The organism is Noviherbaspirillum saxi (assembly GCF_003591035.1).
Taxonomy (GTDB): domain Bacteria; phylum Pseudomonadota; class Gammaproteobacteria; order Burkholderiales; family Burkholderiaceae_D; genus Noviherbaspirillum; species Noviherbaspirillum saxi.
In genome coordinates, this window is record NZ_QYUO01000001.1 from 869,404 (window position 1) to 886,554 (window position 17,151).

Genomic DNA, 17,151 nt, shown 5'->3' on the forward strand with positions numbered 1-17,151 from the left:
TTCCTTCTCTTCTTGAAGGAACCCGATGCTCGGCGTTTCAGCAGGTGGCCCGACTTTACTTCTTGTCCGCCACCGTCACTTCATTCAACCCGCCACCCAGCGAACGATACAAATCGATCGCATTCGTCAAACGCAGCAGGCGCGCCTGAATCAGAGCTTGCTGCGCAGAAAACAGTTCACGTTGCGCATCGAGCACATCCAGCGAGCTGGCCACGCCGTTCTGGTAACGCAGGTCGGCCAGCTTGAGCCGTTCAGCCTGCGCTTCCTGCACCGCACGCTGTGCATCGATCTGTTCATCCAGCGTCGCGCGTGCCGCGAGCGCATCGGATACTTCGCGGAACGAGGTCTGTATGGTTTTTTCATAGTCGGCGATCGCGACGTTCTTGCGCACTTCCGCAAGATTGAGGTTCGCGCTGTTGCGGCCGGCATCGAAGATGGGCAGCAACAGTTGCGGTGCGAACGACCAGGTGCGCGATCCGGCTTCAAACAGGCCCGACAATTCGTTACTAGCGGTGCCTATGCCTGCCGTCAGCGATATGCGTGGAAAGAAAGCTGCGCGCGCCGCACCGATATTGGCATTGGATGCCTGCAGCCGCTGCTCGGCGGCACGAATGTCCGGACGCCGTGTCAGCAGATCCGAAGGCAGGCCGGCCGGGATATCGGTGACCAGGTTTTGCTCGGACAGGGCGACTTCGGGCGGCAGGTCGGTCAGCGGCCGACCCACCAGCAGGGTCAGCGCATTGGCCGCCTGAGCGCGTTGCCGGGTCAGCGTGGCAAGCGATGCGCGTGCGGTCTGCACCAGCGTCTCGCTCTGGCGCAGGTCAAGCGCGGATGAGGCGCCCACTTCGAAACGCTGCTGCGCGAGTTTGTAGGCGGTTTGCCGGCTTTCAAAGGTCTTGCGCGCAAGCTCATACTGTTCCGCGAACGCACGCTCGGCGAGATATGCCTTCGCCACTTCGGCAATCAGCGAAATGCGCGCCGAGCGGGCGGCTTCTTCGGTTGCCAGAAATTGCGCCAGCGCCGCATCGTTCAGGCTGCGTACGCGGCCAAAGAAATCCAACTCGAATGCCGCGAGGCTGAGGCCGACCTGATAGGAACTGCTGACGGTGGACACGCCGAGCGGATTGATGCCCGCCGCCGTGCGCGCACGCGCACCGCTGACGCCCGCATTTAGGCTGGGCAACAGATCGGCCGACTGGATGTTGTACTGCGCACGCGCTTCTTCGATACGCAAGGCGGCGATGCGCAGGTCGCGATTGTTTTCGAGCGCGGCGGCAATCAGGGCTTGCAGGCGCTGGTCTGGAAAGAATTCGCGCCAGCCAGCGGTGCTTGCCGGACCCTGGCCCGGATCGAAGGAATAGGCGGTGGCGATCGGCGCCGCAGGACGTTCATAGGTCGGCGCCAGCGAGCAGCCGCTCAGCACACCGGCGAGCAGCAGCAGGGATGTCAATTGCTTGATCATTGCGTGTAATCCTCATGCAAATGCGAGTGCGCGGCGTGGAAGCGCTTCTGGCGTTCACTATCCTTGAAGAGCTTGCGTACGACCACGAAGAATACCGGTACCAGGAACACGGCGAGCACGGTGGCGGTAATCATGCCGCCCATGACACCGGTGCCGATCGCGCGCTGGCTGGCGGAGCCGGCACCGCTTGCGATCACCAATGGCAGTACGCCGAGAATGAAGGCGAGCGAGGTCATGATGATGGGCCTGAATCGCAGGTGTACTGCTTCCAGCGTCGCCTCGATCAGGTCGCGCCCTTCGGCCTGCAAGTCCTTGGCGAATTCGATGATCAGGATCGCATTCTTCGCCGACAGGCCGATGATCGCGATCAGGCCGACCTTGAAGTACACATCGTTCGGCATGTCGCGCATGGTCGCGCCTAGCAGCGCGCCAAGGATACCCAGCGGTACCACCAGCAATACCGAGATCGGTATCGTGGCGCTTTCATACAGCGCGGCGAGCACCAGGAATACCGCCAGCAGGGACAGCAGGAACAGCGCCGGAGCCTGTGCGCCGGAAGTCTTTTCTTCCAGCGACTGGCCGGTCCATTCGAGGCCGATGCCGGGCGGAAGCTGGCTTACCAGGCGTTCCATCTCTTCCATTGCTTCGCCGGTACTGCGGCCGGGCGCCGGACCGCCGGAAATCTTCATCGCCGGATAGCCGTTGTAGCGGAACAGTTGCACCGGACCGAGTATCCAGTTCGATGTGGTGAATGCGGAGAACGGCACCATGTTGCCTTTGGCATTGCGCACATACAGCTGCAGCAAGTCTTCCGGCTGCATCCGTTGCTGCGCTTCGGCTTGCACCACGACGCGCTGCTGGCGTCCCTGGTTCGGGAAGTCGTTGATGTAGGACGAACCGAGCGATGTGGACAGCGTGGCATTGATATCGGAGAACGAGACGCCCAAGGCATTGGCCTTGTCCCGATCAATGCTGATCTGCAACTGCGAGGTATCTTCCAGTCCTTCCGGGCGCACCTCGGCCAGCACCTTGCTCTGTCCTGCCATGTCCAGCAACTGCTTACGCGCGGCAAGCAGTGCGTCATGTCCGACGCCGCCACGGTCCTGCAGACGCATCGTGAAGCCGGTCGCATTGCCAAGCTCCGGAATCGGCGGCGGGCTCAACGGAAACACGATGGCATCCTTGATCTTGGAAAACTCGCCGAAGGCTTTGCCGGCGATGGCGGTGGCCGATTGATTCTTGTCGCGTTCGCTCCAGTCCTTGAGTGGTGTGAAGACCAGCGCGGCATTCTGTCCGCTGCCCGAGAAGCTGAAGCCGAGCACGCCGACTACGCGCGCGACGCCGGGCTGCTTCAGGTAATACTGCTCGACCTGTTCCAGCACCTGTACAGTCCGGTTCGCGCTTGCGCCCGGCGGCAACTGGATGTTAGTGATCAGGTATCCCTGGTCTTCCTGCGGCAGGAAGGAGGTCGGCAGGCGCGCGTAGAGCAGGCCGACGCAGCCGACGATCAAGGCGAAGATCAGCATGTAGCGTCCGGTCTTGCCGAGCATGCGTGCGACCATGCCCTGGTAACTGGTCGCCGTACGGTTGAAGCCGCGATTGAACCAGCCGAAGAAGCCGCGCTTCTCGTGGTGATGGCCTGCTTCCACCGGTTTGAGCAGCGTCGCGCACAGCGCCGGCGTCAGCGTCAGCGCCATCAGCGCCGAGAACACCATCGACGACACCATCGACAGTGAAAACTGGCGGTAGATCGCGCCGACCGCGCCGCCGAACATCGCCATCGGCAGGAACACCGCGACCAGCACCAGCGTGATGCCGATGATCGCGCCGGTGATCTGGCCCATCGCCTTGCGCGTCGCCTCGCGCGGCGACAAGCCTTCCTCGCTCATGATGCGTTCGACGTTTTCGACGACGACAATGGCATCGTCGACCAGAATGCCGATGGCGAGCACCATGCCGAACATCGTCAGCACGTTGATCGAAAAACCGAACAGCAGCATCATCGCGAAGGTACCCATCAATGCAACCGGCACCACGATGGTCGGGATCAGCGTATAGCGGAAATTCTGCAGGAACAGATACATCACCAGGAACACCAGCAGGACCGCTTCCAGCAGTGTCTTGACAACTTCTTCGATGGAAATCTGAATGAAGCGCGAGGTGTCGTACGGAATTTCGTATTTCACGCCGGCCGGGAAATAGCGTGACAACTCATCCATGCGCTGGCGTACCGCCTTCGCGGTGGCAAGCGCGTTGGCCGTCGGCGAAAGCTGCACGCCGACCGCGGCCGTCGGCTGGCCGTTCAGGCGCGCCGACGTCGCATACACCTGGCCGCCGATTTCGATGCGGGCGACATCGCGCAGGCGCACGGTGGACCCGTCGGGATTGGCGCGCAGCACGATGCCACCGAATTCTTCCGGCGTAGACAGCTGGCCGGTGATGACGATGGGCGCGGTGATTTGCTGCGTGGTCGGATTGGGCAGTTCACCCAGCGTGCCCGAGGCGACCTGGGCATTCTGCGCACGAATCGCATTGTTGACATCGGCCGGCGTCAGCTTCAGTCCCACCAGCTTGGCGGGGTCGATCCAGATCCGCATCGCGCGCTCGGTGCCGAACAATTGGGCCTGGCCCACGCCGGGCACGCGCTTGAGTTCATTGAGCACATTGCGTGAGATGTAATCGCCCAGCGCAATCGGATCGAGCCGGCCATCGGTGGAGGACAAGGTGGTGAACAGCAGGAAGTTGTTGCGCGCCTTGGTCACCTGCACGCCTTGCTGGGTAACCGCTTGCGGCAGACGGGCTTCGACCCGCTTCAGGCGGTTTTGCACATCGACGGCGGCAAGATCGGGGTTGGTGCCGGGCAGGAAGGTGACGGTGATCTGCGCCTGGCCGTTCGCCTGCGCTTGGGACTCGATGTATTGCAAGCCTTCGGCGCCGTTCATTTCCTGTTCGATCAGGCTGATGATGCTATCGTCGAGCGTTTTTGCAGTCGCGCCGGGATAGTTGGCCGTGATCTGGACCGCCGGCGGGGCAATGGTCGGATATTGCGCGATCGGCAAGCGTGTGATCGACAATGCTCCCGCAAGCAGGATGAAGAGTGCGATAACCCAGGCAAATACCGGGCGATCGATGAAAAACTTTGCCATGCAGGGCTCCGTTATTGAGCGCGACCGGCGCGGCTGGAAACAATGCCGGTCGCGATGCAGCCTTCATGCGCGTGCAGGCGCAAGAAGCTGCAGATAGGGAAAACACATTGCGGATGAGTCATGTGGTGCGCAATGGTCTTATTTCGTTTTTTGTTGCTGGCTGTCCGCACCGTTCGCGTTGTTTGCGGATGCTGGTGCGTCCGGTGCCGATTGCCATGGCACCGGTTTGACCGCAGCACCCGGCTTGACCTTCTGCAAGCCTTCGACGATTACGCGATCGCCTGCCTTCAAGCCTTCGCTCACCACCCAGCTATTGCCTTGCGAGCGTGCGGTCTTGATCGGACGGGCCACGGCCTTGTCGTCCGCGCCGACCAGCATGACCGTGGCGCCGCTCAGGTCGCGCGTGACCGCCTGTTGTGGAACGGTGATCGCATTTTCAGTCACTGCCTGTTCGAGCTGTGCGCGCACATACATGCCTGGCAGCAACATGCGGTCCGGATTCGGGAATTCGGCGCGCAGCGTCACCGCGCCCGAACTTTCATCGACCGCGATATCGGAAAACAGCAGCTTGCCCGCATGCGGATAGGCGCTGCCATCTTCAGACAGCAGTGTCACCTTTGCCTCGTCCTTGCCGACGCGCTTGAGTTGTCCGTTCGCCAGCGCGCGGCGCAATTGCAGCAGGTCAGTGCTGGACTGGGTCAGGTTGACGTATACCGGATCGAGTTGCTGGATGGTCGCCAGCGGCGTGGCTTCGCCCTGGCCGACCAGTGCGCCCTCGGTGACTTGAGCACGTCCGATGCGGCCGGAGATCGGCGCGTTGACGGTGGCATATCCAAGATTGAGGCGGGCCGTTTCCTGCGTCGCCTTGGCAGTCGCCAGATCCGCCGTGGCCTGCTTTTGCGCAGTCAGTGCATCGTCATATTCCTGCTTGCTGATGGCGTTGGTTTCCACCAGCGGCTTGTAGCGTTGAACTTTCAGATTGGCCTGAGCCAGGTTGGCTTCGGCTTTCGCCACTGCCGCGACGGTACTGTTGAAGCTTGCCTGGTAAGGGCCCGGATCGATGCGGAACAGCACTTCGCCTGCCTTGACATCGGCGCCTTCGCGAAACACGCGTTTGAGAACGATGCCGGGTACACGCGCCCGCACCTGTGCGACGCGGGTCGCCTCGACACGGCCGGGCAATTCGGTTGTCATCACCAGGCGTTGCGGAGCAACGGTAACAATCGACACTTCCGGCGGCGGCATGCCGCCCTGAGGTGTCTGCGCATTGGCAGTCTTATCGCCGCAGCCGGTCAGTACGGACAATGTGCCGGCAAGCGCAAGGATGCACGGGACATAACGAAGAGCACTCATAAATAGTCGCAAGATAAGAAGGTTTTCATGGCTGCGGGAAGGATGGGCGGGCGGTGGCGAGCACATCGACCTCCATCAGCGGTGTTTTTTCAAACGTAGACCTGCTATTATACATACATACGTGAATGTATGTATGTGCCGACCAGCGATGGCTGGATAACCGTAAATCATATCCTTGTTGAAGAAATATCTTTGCCATGGCAAGAAGTACAAAGGAAGAAGCGCAGGAAACCCGCAATCGCATCCTCGATGCAGCGGAGGACGTGTTCCACGCCCACGGGGTAGGGCGTACGACCTTGGCCGACGTGGCGGATGCGGCCAAGGTTACCCGTGGTGCCATCTATTGGCATTTCAAGAACAAGGGCGACCTGTTCGACGCAATGTGTGATCGCATTCGTCTCCCAATGGAGGCGATGGTCGAAGCAAATGTCGATCCGGCGGAAGTCGATCCTCTTGGGCAACTACGGCGAACCTGCATTTTCGTACTGGTCGAAGCGGTCACCAATCCGCATTCGCGAAAAGTATTCGACATCCTGTACCACAAATGCGAATTCGTCGATGCAAACGATCCGATCATGATTCGGCAGAAAGAGTGCTATCTGGAAGGAAGCAGCAATGTCGAGCGCGTACTTGGCAATGCCATTGCATTAGGTCAGCTGCCGCAGGATCTCGATATCAAGCTTGGATCCATATCTCTGCGTGCAACATTGAACGGCATACTTAATAACTGGCTGTTTGCCCCCGATACCTTTGACCTCGCCGACTGCGCGGAACGCCTTGTCGATGCCGCGCTCGATACCTTGCGTCATGCAACGAGCTTGCGAATGAAATAGCGGCTCACTGGCTTCTTGTTGGCTGCCGGTTACTCGCCGTGCAGGCATGCTACATATTGTGCATTGCAAAAACGAAAATATTGCCGAAAGACATTCTTATTCGTCATCGTCGGTTAGAATCCAAAGCAGGTAGCTCTCTCGGTTTGTCCATGTCGGACCCGAATCATTGAAAGCGAAGTCCCTTCCGGATCGCACGTGCCCATTCGAGCAAGGGTCATTGGATGCAAAACCGTTTTGCTTCTTTCAGGCCGGGGTTTCACCGGCGACGTATCGCCATACTCTGCGCATGCCTTGCCGCATTGTCCGGAGGCGAGGCCGTACACGCCGCTGACCTGGGAATAGATCTGCCAGCCTTGCCGATCGAGCGTCTGCTTACGCTGGAAGTGTATAGCGCCTCGAAGTTTTCGCAGAAAATCACCGAGGCACCTTCCGCCGTTTCGGTCGTCACCGCCGCTGATATCAAGGCATACGGCTGGCGTACGCTGGCCGATATCCTGCGCAGCATGCGCGGACTGTATCTGAATTACGATCGCAATTACGATTATCTCGGCGCGCGCGGATTCCTGCGGCCGGGCGATTACAACACGCGTTTTCTGCTGCTGGTCGATGGCAACCGCATCAATGACGGCGTTTATGATCAGGCGCCAATCGGCACCGAATTCATCGTCGATGTCGACCTCATCGAGCGCGTGGAATTCGTTCCCGGTCCAGGTTCATCGATCTATGGAGCGAATGCATTTTTCGGCGTCATCAATGTCCTGACCAAGCGAGGCAGTGATTTGCCCGGTTCCAGAGTTGCCGTCGAGGGCGGAAGCCACGGCGAGCGCAAGCTTAGGGCCAGCTACGGCATGCGCAATGCGGAGGGTCTTGATCTGCTGATTTCGGCGACCAGTTATCGCGAGCGCGGTGCCGATCTGTATTACCCGGAATTCGACAACCCGCCCGGCAGCGGCGGCATTGCAACGCATCGCGATCATGACCGTGCCGACCGTGTCTTCCTGAAAGGTGCAATCGGTCCGCTGACGATGTCGATCGCACATGCCGAACGGACCAAAGGGGTTCCTACCGCTTCGTTCAGCCAGGTTTTCAACGACCCGCGATCCCATACGGTCGATGTGCAAAGCATGGTCAACGTCGGTTACCGGACCCGGCTCGATAGTGACAGCGAATTGTCGTCGCACCTGTATTGGGGGCGTTATGACTACGATGGCGATTACCTCTATGACTTGCCCCCGGTTTTGATCAATCGCGATGGATCGCGCTCGCGCTGGTGGGGCGGCGAAACCAAGCTGATCACCACCCGCTTCGCCGGCCACAAGACGGTGGCGGGCGCGGAATACCGACGCGACTACCGGCGCGGGCAATTCAATTTCGATGTCGACCCATTTGTGTTCAATCTGGACGACCGGCGCGCAGGCAGCCGAAGCGGCGTGTATGTGCAGGATGAAATGACGCTGAGCAAAGACCTGCTGCTCAATGCCGGCATGCGCTACGACTGGAGCGACTCGCACGGCGGAACCTTCAATCCGCGTCTGGCATTGATCCGCAAGCTTACCCCGGCGACCACCGTCAAGGCCTTGTATGGAAAGGCGTTCCGCGAACCGAATGCTTTCGAGATGTATTACGCGATGGCTGGCGCAGGCGGTCAGCGGGCCAATCCCGATCTTAAGGCGGAACGCATACGCACCCTGGAGTTGGCGGCGGAACATCAGCTGGCTGCGGACACGCGCGTGATTGCTTCCGCGTTTCGCAACACGGTGTCGAACCTGATCAGCCAGGCCGTCGATCCGACAGACGGCCTGCTGATCTACGGCAATCTGAGCAGGGCAACTGCGCACGGGGTCGAGGCAGAGTTGGAGAGGGCGTGGGCGCGTGGCGCACGCATGCGTGCCAGCTATAGTTGGCAACGTACGAACGACAGCGCTACCGGCGCCAAGCTGCCGAACACGCCGCGTCATCTTGCCAAGCTGAACCTCTCCGCGCCGGTATATCGCTCCTGGCGCGCCGGCCTGGAAGCGCAATACGTTGCCCGGCGAAATAGCCTGCAAGGCTACGCGGAAGCATTCTGGCTGGCCAACCTGACCTTGTCGTCGGTGCGCATTGCGCCCGGCCTCGAACTCTCGGCCAGCATTTACAACCTGTTTGACCGGCAGTATGTCGATCCCGGTGCGGCAGAACATGTGCAGGACCTGATCCGTCAGAACGGCCGCACGATGCGGATCAGACTAAGCTACGCATTCTGATGACAACCAGAGCGTCTCGTACACGTCAGTTGATCGCATGCGGCCTCACCGCGGCAAGCATGCTGCCTGCCATGGCGATCGCGCAGCCCGTGCCCGAGCAAGACCTCAAGGCGGCATTCGTCTACAACTTCGTGCTGTTTACGGATTGGCCGTCCGATACGACGTTCGAAGGAAACGCATTGAATATCTGCATCCATGCAAACAGTGCCATGCGCCCTGCAATGGCGGCACTCAACGACCGATCCATCAAGGGATATCGGATCGCGGTGCGCTCGCTCGCCACACTGGACAACTTGCGAATCTGTCACGTGCTGTTTGTCGATAGCGGCGACCGCGAACGCTGGACGCAGATTCGCAAAGCGGTCGACGGTGCGCCTGTGCTGACCGTATCGGATGACGAGGAAATCAGGCTCGATGGCAGCATCATCGCTTTAGGCGCAGAAGGAAATCGTGTGGTATTCGATGTCGACATGCGGGCGGCACGACTTGCGAGACTGGGGCTGAGTTCCAAACTCTTGCGCCTGGCAAGGACGGCCCAATGAGCGCGCAACCGGTTGCAGGGCAGGGACGCATCGGTCACTGGATGAATCTTGCCAACCTGGCTACGGCGGTAGCGGCATTGCTGGTAGCTGGCGTGTTGCTGATCGTGTTTCAGTTTCTGTCATTGCGTAATGCGATGGTGGAAGACGTCAGCGTACAGGCGCGCATCATCAGCGAAAACAGCGTTGCGGCGGTCCTGTTCCATGACAGCCGTGCAAGCGGAGAAACCTTGGCCGTGTTGTCCGCGTCGCCCAGCATAGAAGCGGCCGCGATATTCGATGTGAACGGTACGGTGCTTGCATCGTACCAGCGCGAAGACGCGTCGAAAGTCAGCACTCCCGGACCGGGACTGATCGAGGACGGCCACCGTTTCGGCTTGCGCCATTTGCTCCTTGCGCGACGCGTCGAAGCCGAGAAGCGCGGCATCGGTCATGTGGTATTGCGTGCCAACCTCACGCAGTTATATGGACGGCTCGGTGCCTATGCCGGCATGATGCTTGCGGTTGCGATCGGCTCGCTCGGTATTGCCTATCTGCTGGTGTCGCGCATGCGCAAGGTGATCAAGCGTGCCGAAGCGCACCTGGATTACCTGGCGCATATCGATTCGATCACCGGTTTGCCGAACCGGCATGCATTCAACGAGCGGTTGGCATTTGCACTGTCGCGCGTCGACCAGCACGGCGGCAGTGTCGGCCTGCTCTTGCTCGATCTCGACAATTTCAAGATCGTCAATGACACTCTCGGGCACCATAGCGGCGATATCCTGCTCAAGGTGGTTGCGCGCCGGCTGCTCGAATGCCTGCGCAGCGGCGATGTGCTGTGCCGCATAGGCGGCGACGAATTCGCGGTCATTCTCGAATCGGTCGGCGCATCGGATGGCGAGGGCGCCGCGGAGCGCATTCTTGCCGCACTGACCGCGCCCTTCGACGTTGACGTGCATGAAATCTACGTCACGGCCAGTGTCGGCATCAGCCGCTATCCGGCCGACGCACGCGATCTGGAAACGCTGACGCGCAATGCCGATACGGCGATGTACCAGGCCAAGGGCAAGGGCAAGAATGCCTATGAAAAATTCCATCCGGAACTGGACCGGCGGGTACGCAATCGCCTGTCGCTGGAAACCAATCTGCGCAAGGCAATGGAGCGTGGCGAATTGCTGCTGTATTACCAGCCGCAGGTCAGCTTGCATGACGGCCGCCTGGTCGGGCTTGAAGCGCTGCTGCGCTGGAATCATCCGGAAACCGGATTGATCAGTCCGGCGGAATTCATTCCCGTGGCCGAAGACAGCGGAATGATCGTGCCTATCGGGCGATGGGTGTTACGCACCGCATGTCGCCAGGTTGCCCTGTGGCGCGAAGCCGGACTGGGAACGATCAATGTGTCGGTGAATTTGTCGGTACGTCAGACGCGTGATCCGCATTTGCTGCGCGATATTCTCGATGCTCTGCATGACAACGGCGTGAGTCCCGGGCAACTCGAACTGGAAATCACCGAAAGCGTGCTGATGGATAACGTCAAGGTGAACGTCGAATTGCTGGAGCGTCTGCAAACCGAAGGCATACGCCTGTCAATCGATGATTTCGGCACCGGATATTCATCAATGGCGTACCTGAAGCGCTTTCCTATCGATCAGGTGAAAATCGACCGCACCTTTGTGCGCGATATTCCCGGTAACGGAGACGACGAGGCAATCACGAGCGCCATCATTGCGATGGCCCACAGTCTCGGCCTGTCGGTGGTCGCAGAAGGCGTCGAAACGGCGGCACAACTAGACTTCCTGCGCAGTGCCGGTTGCGACGTCATGCAGGGCTACTATTTCGCCGAACCGAGGCCTGCTGAACAGGTATCGGCTTTGCTGACTCGCCGCATGCCGCTGGTCGAGCGCTCTGAGATGCCCTAGTGAGTTCGCTCGTGCCTCACTGCACCAGCAAGGCATTCACCTGCGCCAGGTCTTCTTCCTTCAGCACACCGGCTGCCGACTTTAGACGCAAGCCGTTGACGATGGTGTCGTAGCGTGCCCGTGAGAGGTCGCGACGGGTGGAAAACAACTGTTGCTGCGCATTCAGGACGTCGATGTTGATGCGTACGCCCACCTGATAGCCAAGTCGGTTCGAATCCAGCGCCGATTGGCTGGACACTTCTGCGGCTTCCAGGGCTCTGACTTGCGCCAGGCCTGAATTCACACCGAGGAAAGCCTGACGCGCGCCTTGAGCAGCGATGCGGCGCGCATTCTCCACATCCGAACGGGTGCGATTTTCAAGGGCAATTGCCTCCCGCACGCGACTGTCGATCGCGAAGCCGGCGAACAAGGGAATATTCCATTGCACGCCGATCACGTTGGTATCGGCTACGCTGCCGGTTGCGCTCGTGATGCTGCCGGTCTGATTCGTGTGATTGCGGCTGGCGACCAGATCGACGGTCGGGTAATGGCCCGCGCGATTGCGCTTGATTTCGCGTTGTGCGATTTCCAGTGCGAGTTGCTGACTGATGACGCCGAAGTTTTGCTGTTCGGCGCTTTGCACCCAGTTGTCGACTACTGTCGGTTCCGGTCCCGCCAGCTTGATGCCCGGACGCAGGGTGGCGAGGTTGCCGGCGGGCTTGCCGATGATTTGCTGCAGGGCGGTGCGCTTGATTTCGAGATCGTTCTGCGCGGCAAACTCTTGCGCGATCACCAGATCGTAGCGTGCCTGCGCTTCATGGCTGTCGGTGATCGTCGCAGTACCCACTTCAAAGTTACGCTTTGCCGACGCGAGCTGCTCGGTGATTGCGCTTTTCTGCGCCTGTACCGACGCCAGTGCATCCTGCGACGCCAGCACGTCGAAATACGCCTGCGACACGCGTACGATCAAATCTTGCTGCGCCTGCCCGAATTGCGCTTCGCTGACCGCGACCGACAGCTTGCTCTGCTGGTATTGCTCCCAGTTGGCAACGCGGAACAGCGGCTGAGACAGCGATACGCTATAGCTGTTGGCGTTGAAACTGCGGCTGGCGGCAATACCGGCAGCGCTCGCATCGAGGTCACTGCGGGTATAGCTGCCACCGACGCCGACTTGCGGCAACAGGCCGGCGCGCCCCTGGATGACCCGTTCCTGCCCCGCGGCCAGCGTCGAACGCGCGCTGGCATACACCGCATCGTTGGCGAGCGCCTCGCGATACACCTGCAGCAAGTCGATGGCATGCGCATTGAGCGACATGAAAGTGCCGGCAAGCAGGGTGGCGAGCGCAGTTTTCCGCATTGGGAGTTCTCCGGGGTATCTCAGTGAGGGTAGTTAATAGGTAGGCATGGATGGATCGACCTGCAGCGCCCAGGCATGCACGCCGCCGGTCAGGTTGATCACATTGGCAAAGCCGTTGCGTTCGAGGAATGCGGCCACCGACATGCTGCGCGCGCCGTGATGGCAGATGCAGACGATAGCGGCTTCGTCATCGAGTTCTTGCATGCGTGCCGGAACCGTATTCATCGGAATCGCCAGCGAATCCGCGATGTGGCAGGTCTGGTATTCCCAGGGTTCGCGCACGTCCAGCAACACCGGCTTCTGGCGCGTCGCATCGGCAAGCCATGCAGCCAGTTCTGGAGCGGTAAGAGTTTGCATGATGGCGGTCCTAGAAAGTGAACTGAGACGGCGCAATCGCGTCGCGCAGCGGTTTGACGTCGGTTTCAAAAACCGTCGTCGTGTCGTAGGCGGTTTCGGACTTGCGGGTAATGAGCTGGGCCGACATCACTGGCGGTTCGCCGACGATTGCGAATAGACGGCCGCCGATCTTCAGTTGTTTGAGGAAGGTATCCGGCAGCAGCGGCAGCGAGCCGGAGATCACGATCACGTCATACTGCGCATCGCCATTGCCCCAGCCCTGCGCGCCATTGCCCTGAACCACGTCGACATTGGTGATGCCGTGAGCGGACAGATTTTGTTCCGCCATCGCCTTGAGTTCGGGATTGATTTCGACGGTGGTCACGTGGCGTGCCTTGTGGGCCAGCAGGGCTGCCATGTAGCCGGAACCGGCACCGATTTCCAGTGCGGTCTCATGTTTTTTTGGGGCGACTTCCTGCAGGATGCGCGCTTCCATTTTGGGCGCGAACATCGATTCGCCGCCCGGCAGCGGAATCTGTGTGTCGACGAAAGCAAGGCTCTTGTAAGCGTCCGGCACGAAGCCTTCGCGCTTGACGACAGTCAGCAGTTCGAGAACGTCGAGTGCGAGCACATCCCAGGGACGGATCTGCTGTTCGATCATGTTGAAACGGGCTTGTTCGATATTCATGTCGGGACTCGGTAGTGGGTTGGAGACGAACTCGCTATTTTATCAAACGGCATCATCGTTTTTGCTCTGTAGCACCGGTGTTGCGGCCGCGCCGCGATGGGTGTCAACTCCTGCGCCGTGCCATTTGCGGCGCGCCCATGATGCAAAATCGTCAAGATAGGTGTAAATCACCGGTACCACGACCAATGTCAGCAGGGAAGAGGTGATGATGCCGCCGATGACCGCCTGCCCCATCGGCGCCCGCTGTTCCGAGCCTTCACCCAGACCGAAAGCCAGCGGCACCATGCCGAACACCATGGCCAGCGTGGTCATCAGGATTGGACGCAGACGCACATGCGCGGCTTCCAGCAATGCCTCGGTGCGTTCCGCGCCGGCCTTGCGCGCCTGATTGGCAAAGTCGACCAGCAGAATCGCATTCTTGGTCACCAGACCCATCAGCATGATGAAGCCGATGATGGAAAACATGTTCAGCGTCGAACGGAAAAACATCAGCGCCAGGAACACGCCGATCAGCGTCATCGGCAGCGCCGACATGATCGCAATCGGCTGCAGGAAGCTGGCGAATTGCGATGCCAGGATCATGTAGATGAAGATGATCGCCAGCGCCAGTGCCGACAACGCGTAACCAAAGGATTCCTGCATGTTCTTGGTCGAGCCGCCCATCTGGTAGCGATAGCCGGGTTGCCAGTTCATGCCGTCGAGTACCTTGCGCACCTCGGCGCTGACTTCGCCAGCCGAGCGGCCGACCACGTTGGCCGACAATTCGACTTCGCGATTGAGGTCGCGCCGGTTGATTTGGTTGGCGCCGGTCGATGGCGTGATGGTGGCGACCTGGCGCAGCGCGACCATCTTTGGCGTGCCGTCGGCATTGGTTTGCGAACTGGCCAGCATCAGGCGTGACAGATCATCCGCATTGTTGCGGTCGGATGGCGCAAGGCGCACCTTGACGTTGTAGTTTTCATCGTCGGGTGCGCGCCAGGTTGTGGTTTCATCGCCCGCCAGCAGAGGCCGCAAGGCATTGCCGATCTGCGCCACACCCACGCCGAGATCGGCGCCGATATCGCGTCGTGGTTCAATCGCGATGGTCGGCTTTTCCGCCTTCAGGCTGGAATCGAGATCGACTACCCCCGGCACCGCGCGAATCTTTGTCAGTGCTTCCTCGGTCAGGCGTGCAAGCTGTTTCAAGTCCGTGCCTTGCAGACTCAGGCGCAACTGCTTATTGTCGCCGCCGACGCCGTCAAGCGAGCCGACATGCGTCACCGTGATGCCGGCTACCTGCAATAACCGCTGACGTATCGGATTGGCAAGTTGGCCGGTGCTGCGCTCACGCTCGGTGCGCGGGACCAGGCGCATGAAGGTGGTCACGTAATTTTTGCCCTGCGCTGCTCCGGTGTTGATCGTGGTGTACAGATCTCGCATTTCCGGAAACTCGCGCAGCGTGCGCTCGACCTGCTGGCTCTTGCTTTCGGTGAATTCCAGCGAGGAGCCGACCGGTGTATAGTAGGTCACGCCGATTTCCGAGTAGTCGCCCTGCGGCACGAATTCCGTTCCGATCAAGCCGCTGGCAGGAATCGCCAGTCCCGCAACGAAAGTGGCGATCGCGATGACGAGCGTCAGCACGCGCCGCTTCAGCGACCAGGCGAGCAGATTCTGATACGTGCGCGACATCCATTGCACCAGGCGGTCGAATTGGCCGAGCACGCGGCCTATCGTGCGCTGGTACAGATTGCGCCGCGTATCAGCGCCTTCATGGCCATGTACCACCGGGTCTTTCCAGATCGATGACAGCATCGGATCGAGCGTGAACGACACGAACATCGAAATCAGCACGGCGGCCACCACCGTAATGCCGAACTGGTGGAAGAAGCGGCCGATGATGCCGCCCATGAAACCCACCGGCAAAAACACCGCAACGATGGAGAACGTGGTCGCCAGCACTGCAAGACCGATCTCGGCCGTGCCTTCCAGCGAGGCGGTGCGGTGATCCTTGTAGCGTCCGTTGATCTTCATGCCGGCATGGCGCACGATGTTTTCACGCACCACGATCGCATCGTCGATCAGCAGGCCCACGCAGAGCGACAGCGCCATCAGCGTGATCATGTTGATCGTGAAGCCGAAGATGTACATAAACAGGAAGGTGCCGATAATCGCCACCGGCAGGGTCAGTCCCGTAATGACGGTCGAGCGCCAGGAATTGAGGAACAGGAACACGATCAGGATAGTCAGCGCCGCGCCTTCAAGCATCGTGCGGCGCACATTGTCGACGCCGGTGCGGATCTGGCGCGAGCTATCCTTGATCACATCGATCTTGATGCCGGGATAGAGCGCGGTCATGCGCGGCTCCAGTTCCTTCAGCGCTTCGTTCATGCCGTCGGCGACATCGATGGTGTTTTGTCCCTGTGCCTTGAGTACCTGCAGCGCCAGCGTGCGCTTGCCGTTGTACAGCGCCAGGCTTTCCTGTTCTTCCTGCCCGTCGACCACGGTGGCGATCTGCGACAGGGTGACCGGCTGACCGCCGCGCCGGGCGACGATGATGCGGCCAAAGTCTTGCGGATTCTTCACCTTGCCCTGGATCTGCACGACTTTTTCATCGGCGCTCGACCGGATGGCGCCGGTCGGTAATTCCTGGTTCTCGTTGCGTAGCGAATTGATCACCTGGTCGATGCCGATCCCGAGCGCTTCCATCTCGCCCGGCTTCACGTAGACTTGGATCTCGCGCTTGACGCCGCCTACGAGTGTCACCGAACCGACGCCGCGTACGTTTTCCAGACGTTTCTTGACGACCTGATCGGCGATCGTGGTCAGCTCGCGCATGTCGCGCTGCTTGAGCGCCGGATCGCTGGTGACCGAAATCGACATGATGGGCTGGTCGGCCGGATCGAAGCGCATCACGCGCGGTTCCTTGACCTCGCGCCGGAAGATGGCTTTGACCAATGCCACTTTTTCGCGCACATCCTGCGCCGCCTGAGCCGGATCGATGGTCAGGTCGAATTCGATGATGACGACGGAGCTGCCTTCATACGAGCGTGAAAACAGGTTCTTGATGCCATTGATCGTGTTGACGCTTTCCTCGACCTTGCGCGTGATGTCGGATTCCACCGTCTCGGGAGAAGCGCCCGGATAGTCGGTCTGCACCACCACCACGGGAAAGGTAATGTCCGGAAACTGATCGACGCGCAGGCGCTGGTAGGAAAACAGGCCGAGTACGACCAGCACCATCATCATCATGGTTGCAAGGACGGGGTTGCCGATACTGATGCGGGTGAACCACATGGGAGTTGTTTTCCTTCAGCGCTGTGTGACGGGACAGGAAA

Annotated in this window: 11 protein-coding genes; 4 read left to right on the top strand and 7 right to left on the bottom strand. The window is 60.1% G+C overall.

Going from position 1 to position 17,151, the window contains the following annotated elements:
• Window positions 1-55 precede the first annotated feature (55 nt).
• From D3871_RS04210 to D3871_RS04220, 3 genes are all read right to left on the bottom strand, one after another.
• Window positions 56-1,462 (bottom strand): efflux transporter outer membrane subunit, encoded by a 1,407-nt coding sequence (locus D3871_RS04210; RefSeq protein WP_119767762.1) that lies wholly within the window; start codon window positions 1,460-1,462, stop codon window positions 56-58.
• Window positions 1,459-4,608 carry an efflux RND transporter permease subunit gene (locus tag D3871_RS04215; protein ID WP_119767763.1) on the bottom strand — a complete coding sequence of 1,050 codons (3,150 nt, stop codon included), beginning with the start codon at window positions 4,606-4,608 and terminating at the stop codon, window positions 1,459-1,461. Before D3871_RS04215 ends, D3871_RS04210 begins: the two co-directional genes overlap by 4 nt.
• 138 nt (window positions 4,609-4,746) lie before the next feature.
• Window positions 4,747-5,961: an efflux RND transporter periplasmic adaptor subunit gene (locus D3871_RS04220; RefSeq protein ID WP_119767764.1), complete on the bottom strand. Its 1,215-nt coding sequence runs from the start codon at window positions 5,959-5,961 to the stop codon at window positions 4,747-4,749.
• Window positions 5,962-6,158: 197 nt separating this feature from the next.
• On the opposite strand from D3871_RS04220, the gene D3871_RS04225 reads away from it, so the two are divergent.
• The 4 genes from D3871_RS04225 (at window position 6,159) to D3871_RS04240 (ending at window position 11,477) form a co-directional block, all read left to right on the top strand.
• A complete protein-coding gene (locus tag D3871_RS04225) occupies window positions 6,159-6,794 on the top strand; it encodes a TetR family transcriptional regulator (RefSeq protein WP_119767765.1) in 636 nt (211 codons plus the stop codon).
• 221 nt (window positions 6,795-7,015) lie between these two features.
• On the top strand, window positions 7,016-9,037 hold the full coding sequence (locus D3871_RS04230) for a TonB-dependent receptor plug domain-containing protein (protein ID WP_119767766.1): 2,022 nt from the start codon (window positions 7,016-7,018) through the stop codon (window positions 9,035-9,037).
• Entirely contained in the window at window positions 9,037-9,579 is a 543-nt protein-coding gene (locus D3871_RS04235; RefSeq protein ID WP_233575505.1) for a YfiR family protein, read from the top strand. The genes D3871_RS04230 and D3871_RS04235 overlap by 1 nt, the downstream gene beginning before the upstream one ends.
• Complete coding sequence (locus tag D3871_RS04240; RefSeq protein ID WP_119767767.1) at window positions 9,576-11,477, top strand: putative bifunctional diguanylate cyclase/phosphodiesterase; 1,902 nt, start codon at window positions 9,576-9,578, stop codon at window positions 11,475-11,477. Before D3871_RS04235 ends, D3871_RS04240 begins: the two co-directional genes overlap by 4 nt.
• Window positions 11,478-11,493: 16 nt before the next feature.
• On the opposite strand, the gene D3871_RS04245 is transcribed toward D3871_RS04240, so the two are convergent.
• From D3871_RS04245 to D3871_RS04260, 4 genes are read right to left on the bottom strand one after another with little or no spacing between them, the layout of a single operon-like run.
• The gene (locus tag D3871_RS04245) at window positions 11,494-12,813 is read right to left on the bottom strand and encodes a TolC family outer membrane protein (RefSeq protein WP_119767768.1); all 1,320 of its coding nucleotides are present in this window, start codon (window positions 12,811-12,813) and stop codon (window positions 11,494-11,496) included.
• A 33-nt stretch (window positions 12,814-12,846) separates the two neighbouring features.
• The gene (locus tag D3871_RS04250; RefSeq protein ID WP_119767769.1) at window positions 12,847-13,170 is read right to left on the bottom strand and encodes a rhodanese-like domain-containing protein; all 324 of its coding nucleotides are present in this window, start codon (window positions 13,168-13,170) and stop codon (window positions 12,847-12,849) included.
• A gap of 10 nt (window positions 13,171-13,180) precedes the next feature.
• A complete protein-coding gene (locus tag D3871_RS04255) occupies window positions 13,181-13,837 on the bottom strand; it encodes a protein-L-isoaspartate O-methyltransferase family protein (protein ID WP_119767770.1) in 657 nt (218 codons plus the stop codon).
• Between the two features lie 42 nt (window positions 13,838-13,879).
• A complete protein-coding gene (locus tag D3871_RS04260) occupies window positions 13,880-17,110 on the bottom strand; it encodes an efflux RND transporter permease subunit (protein WP_119767771.1) in 3,231 nt (1,076 codons plus the stop codon).
• Window positions 17,111-17,151 lie beyond the last annotated feature (41 nt).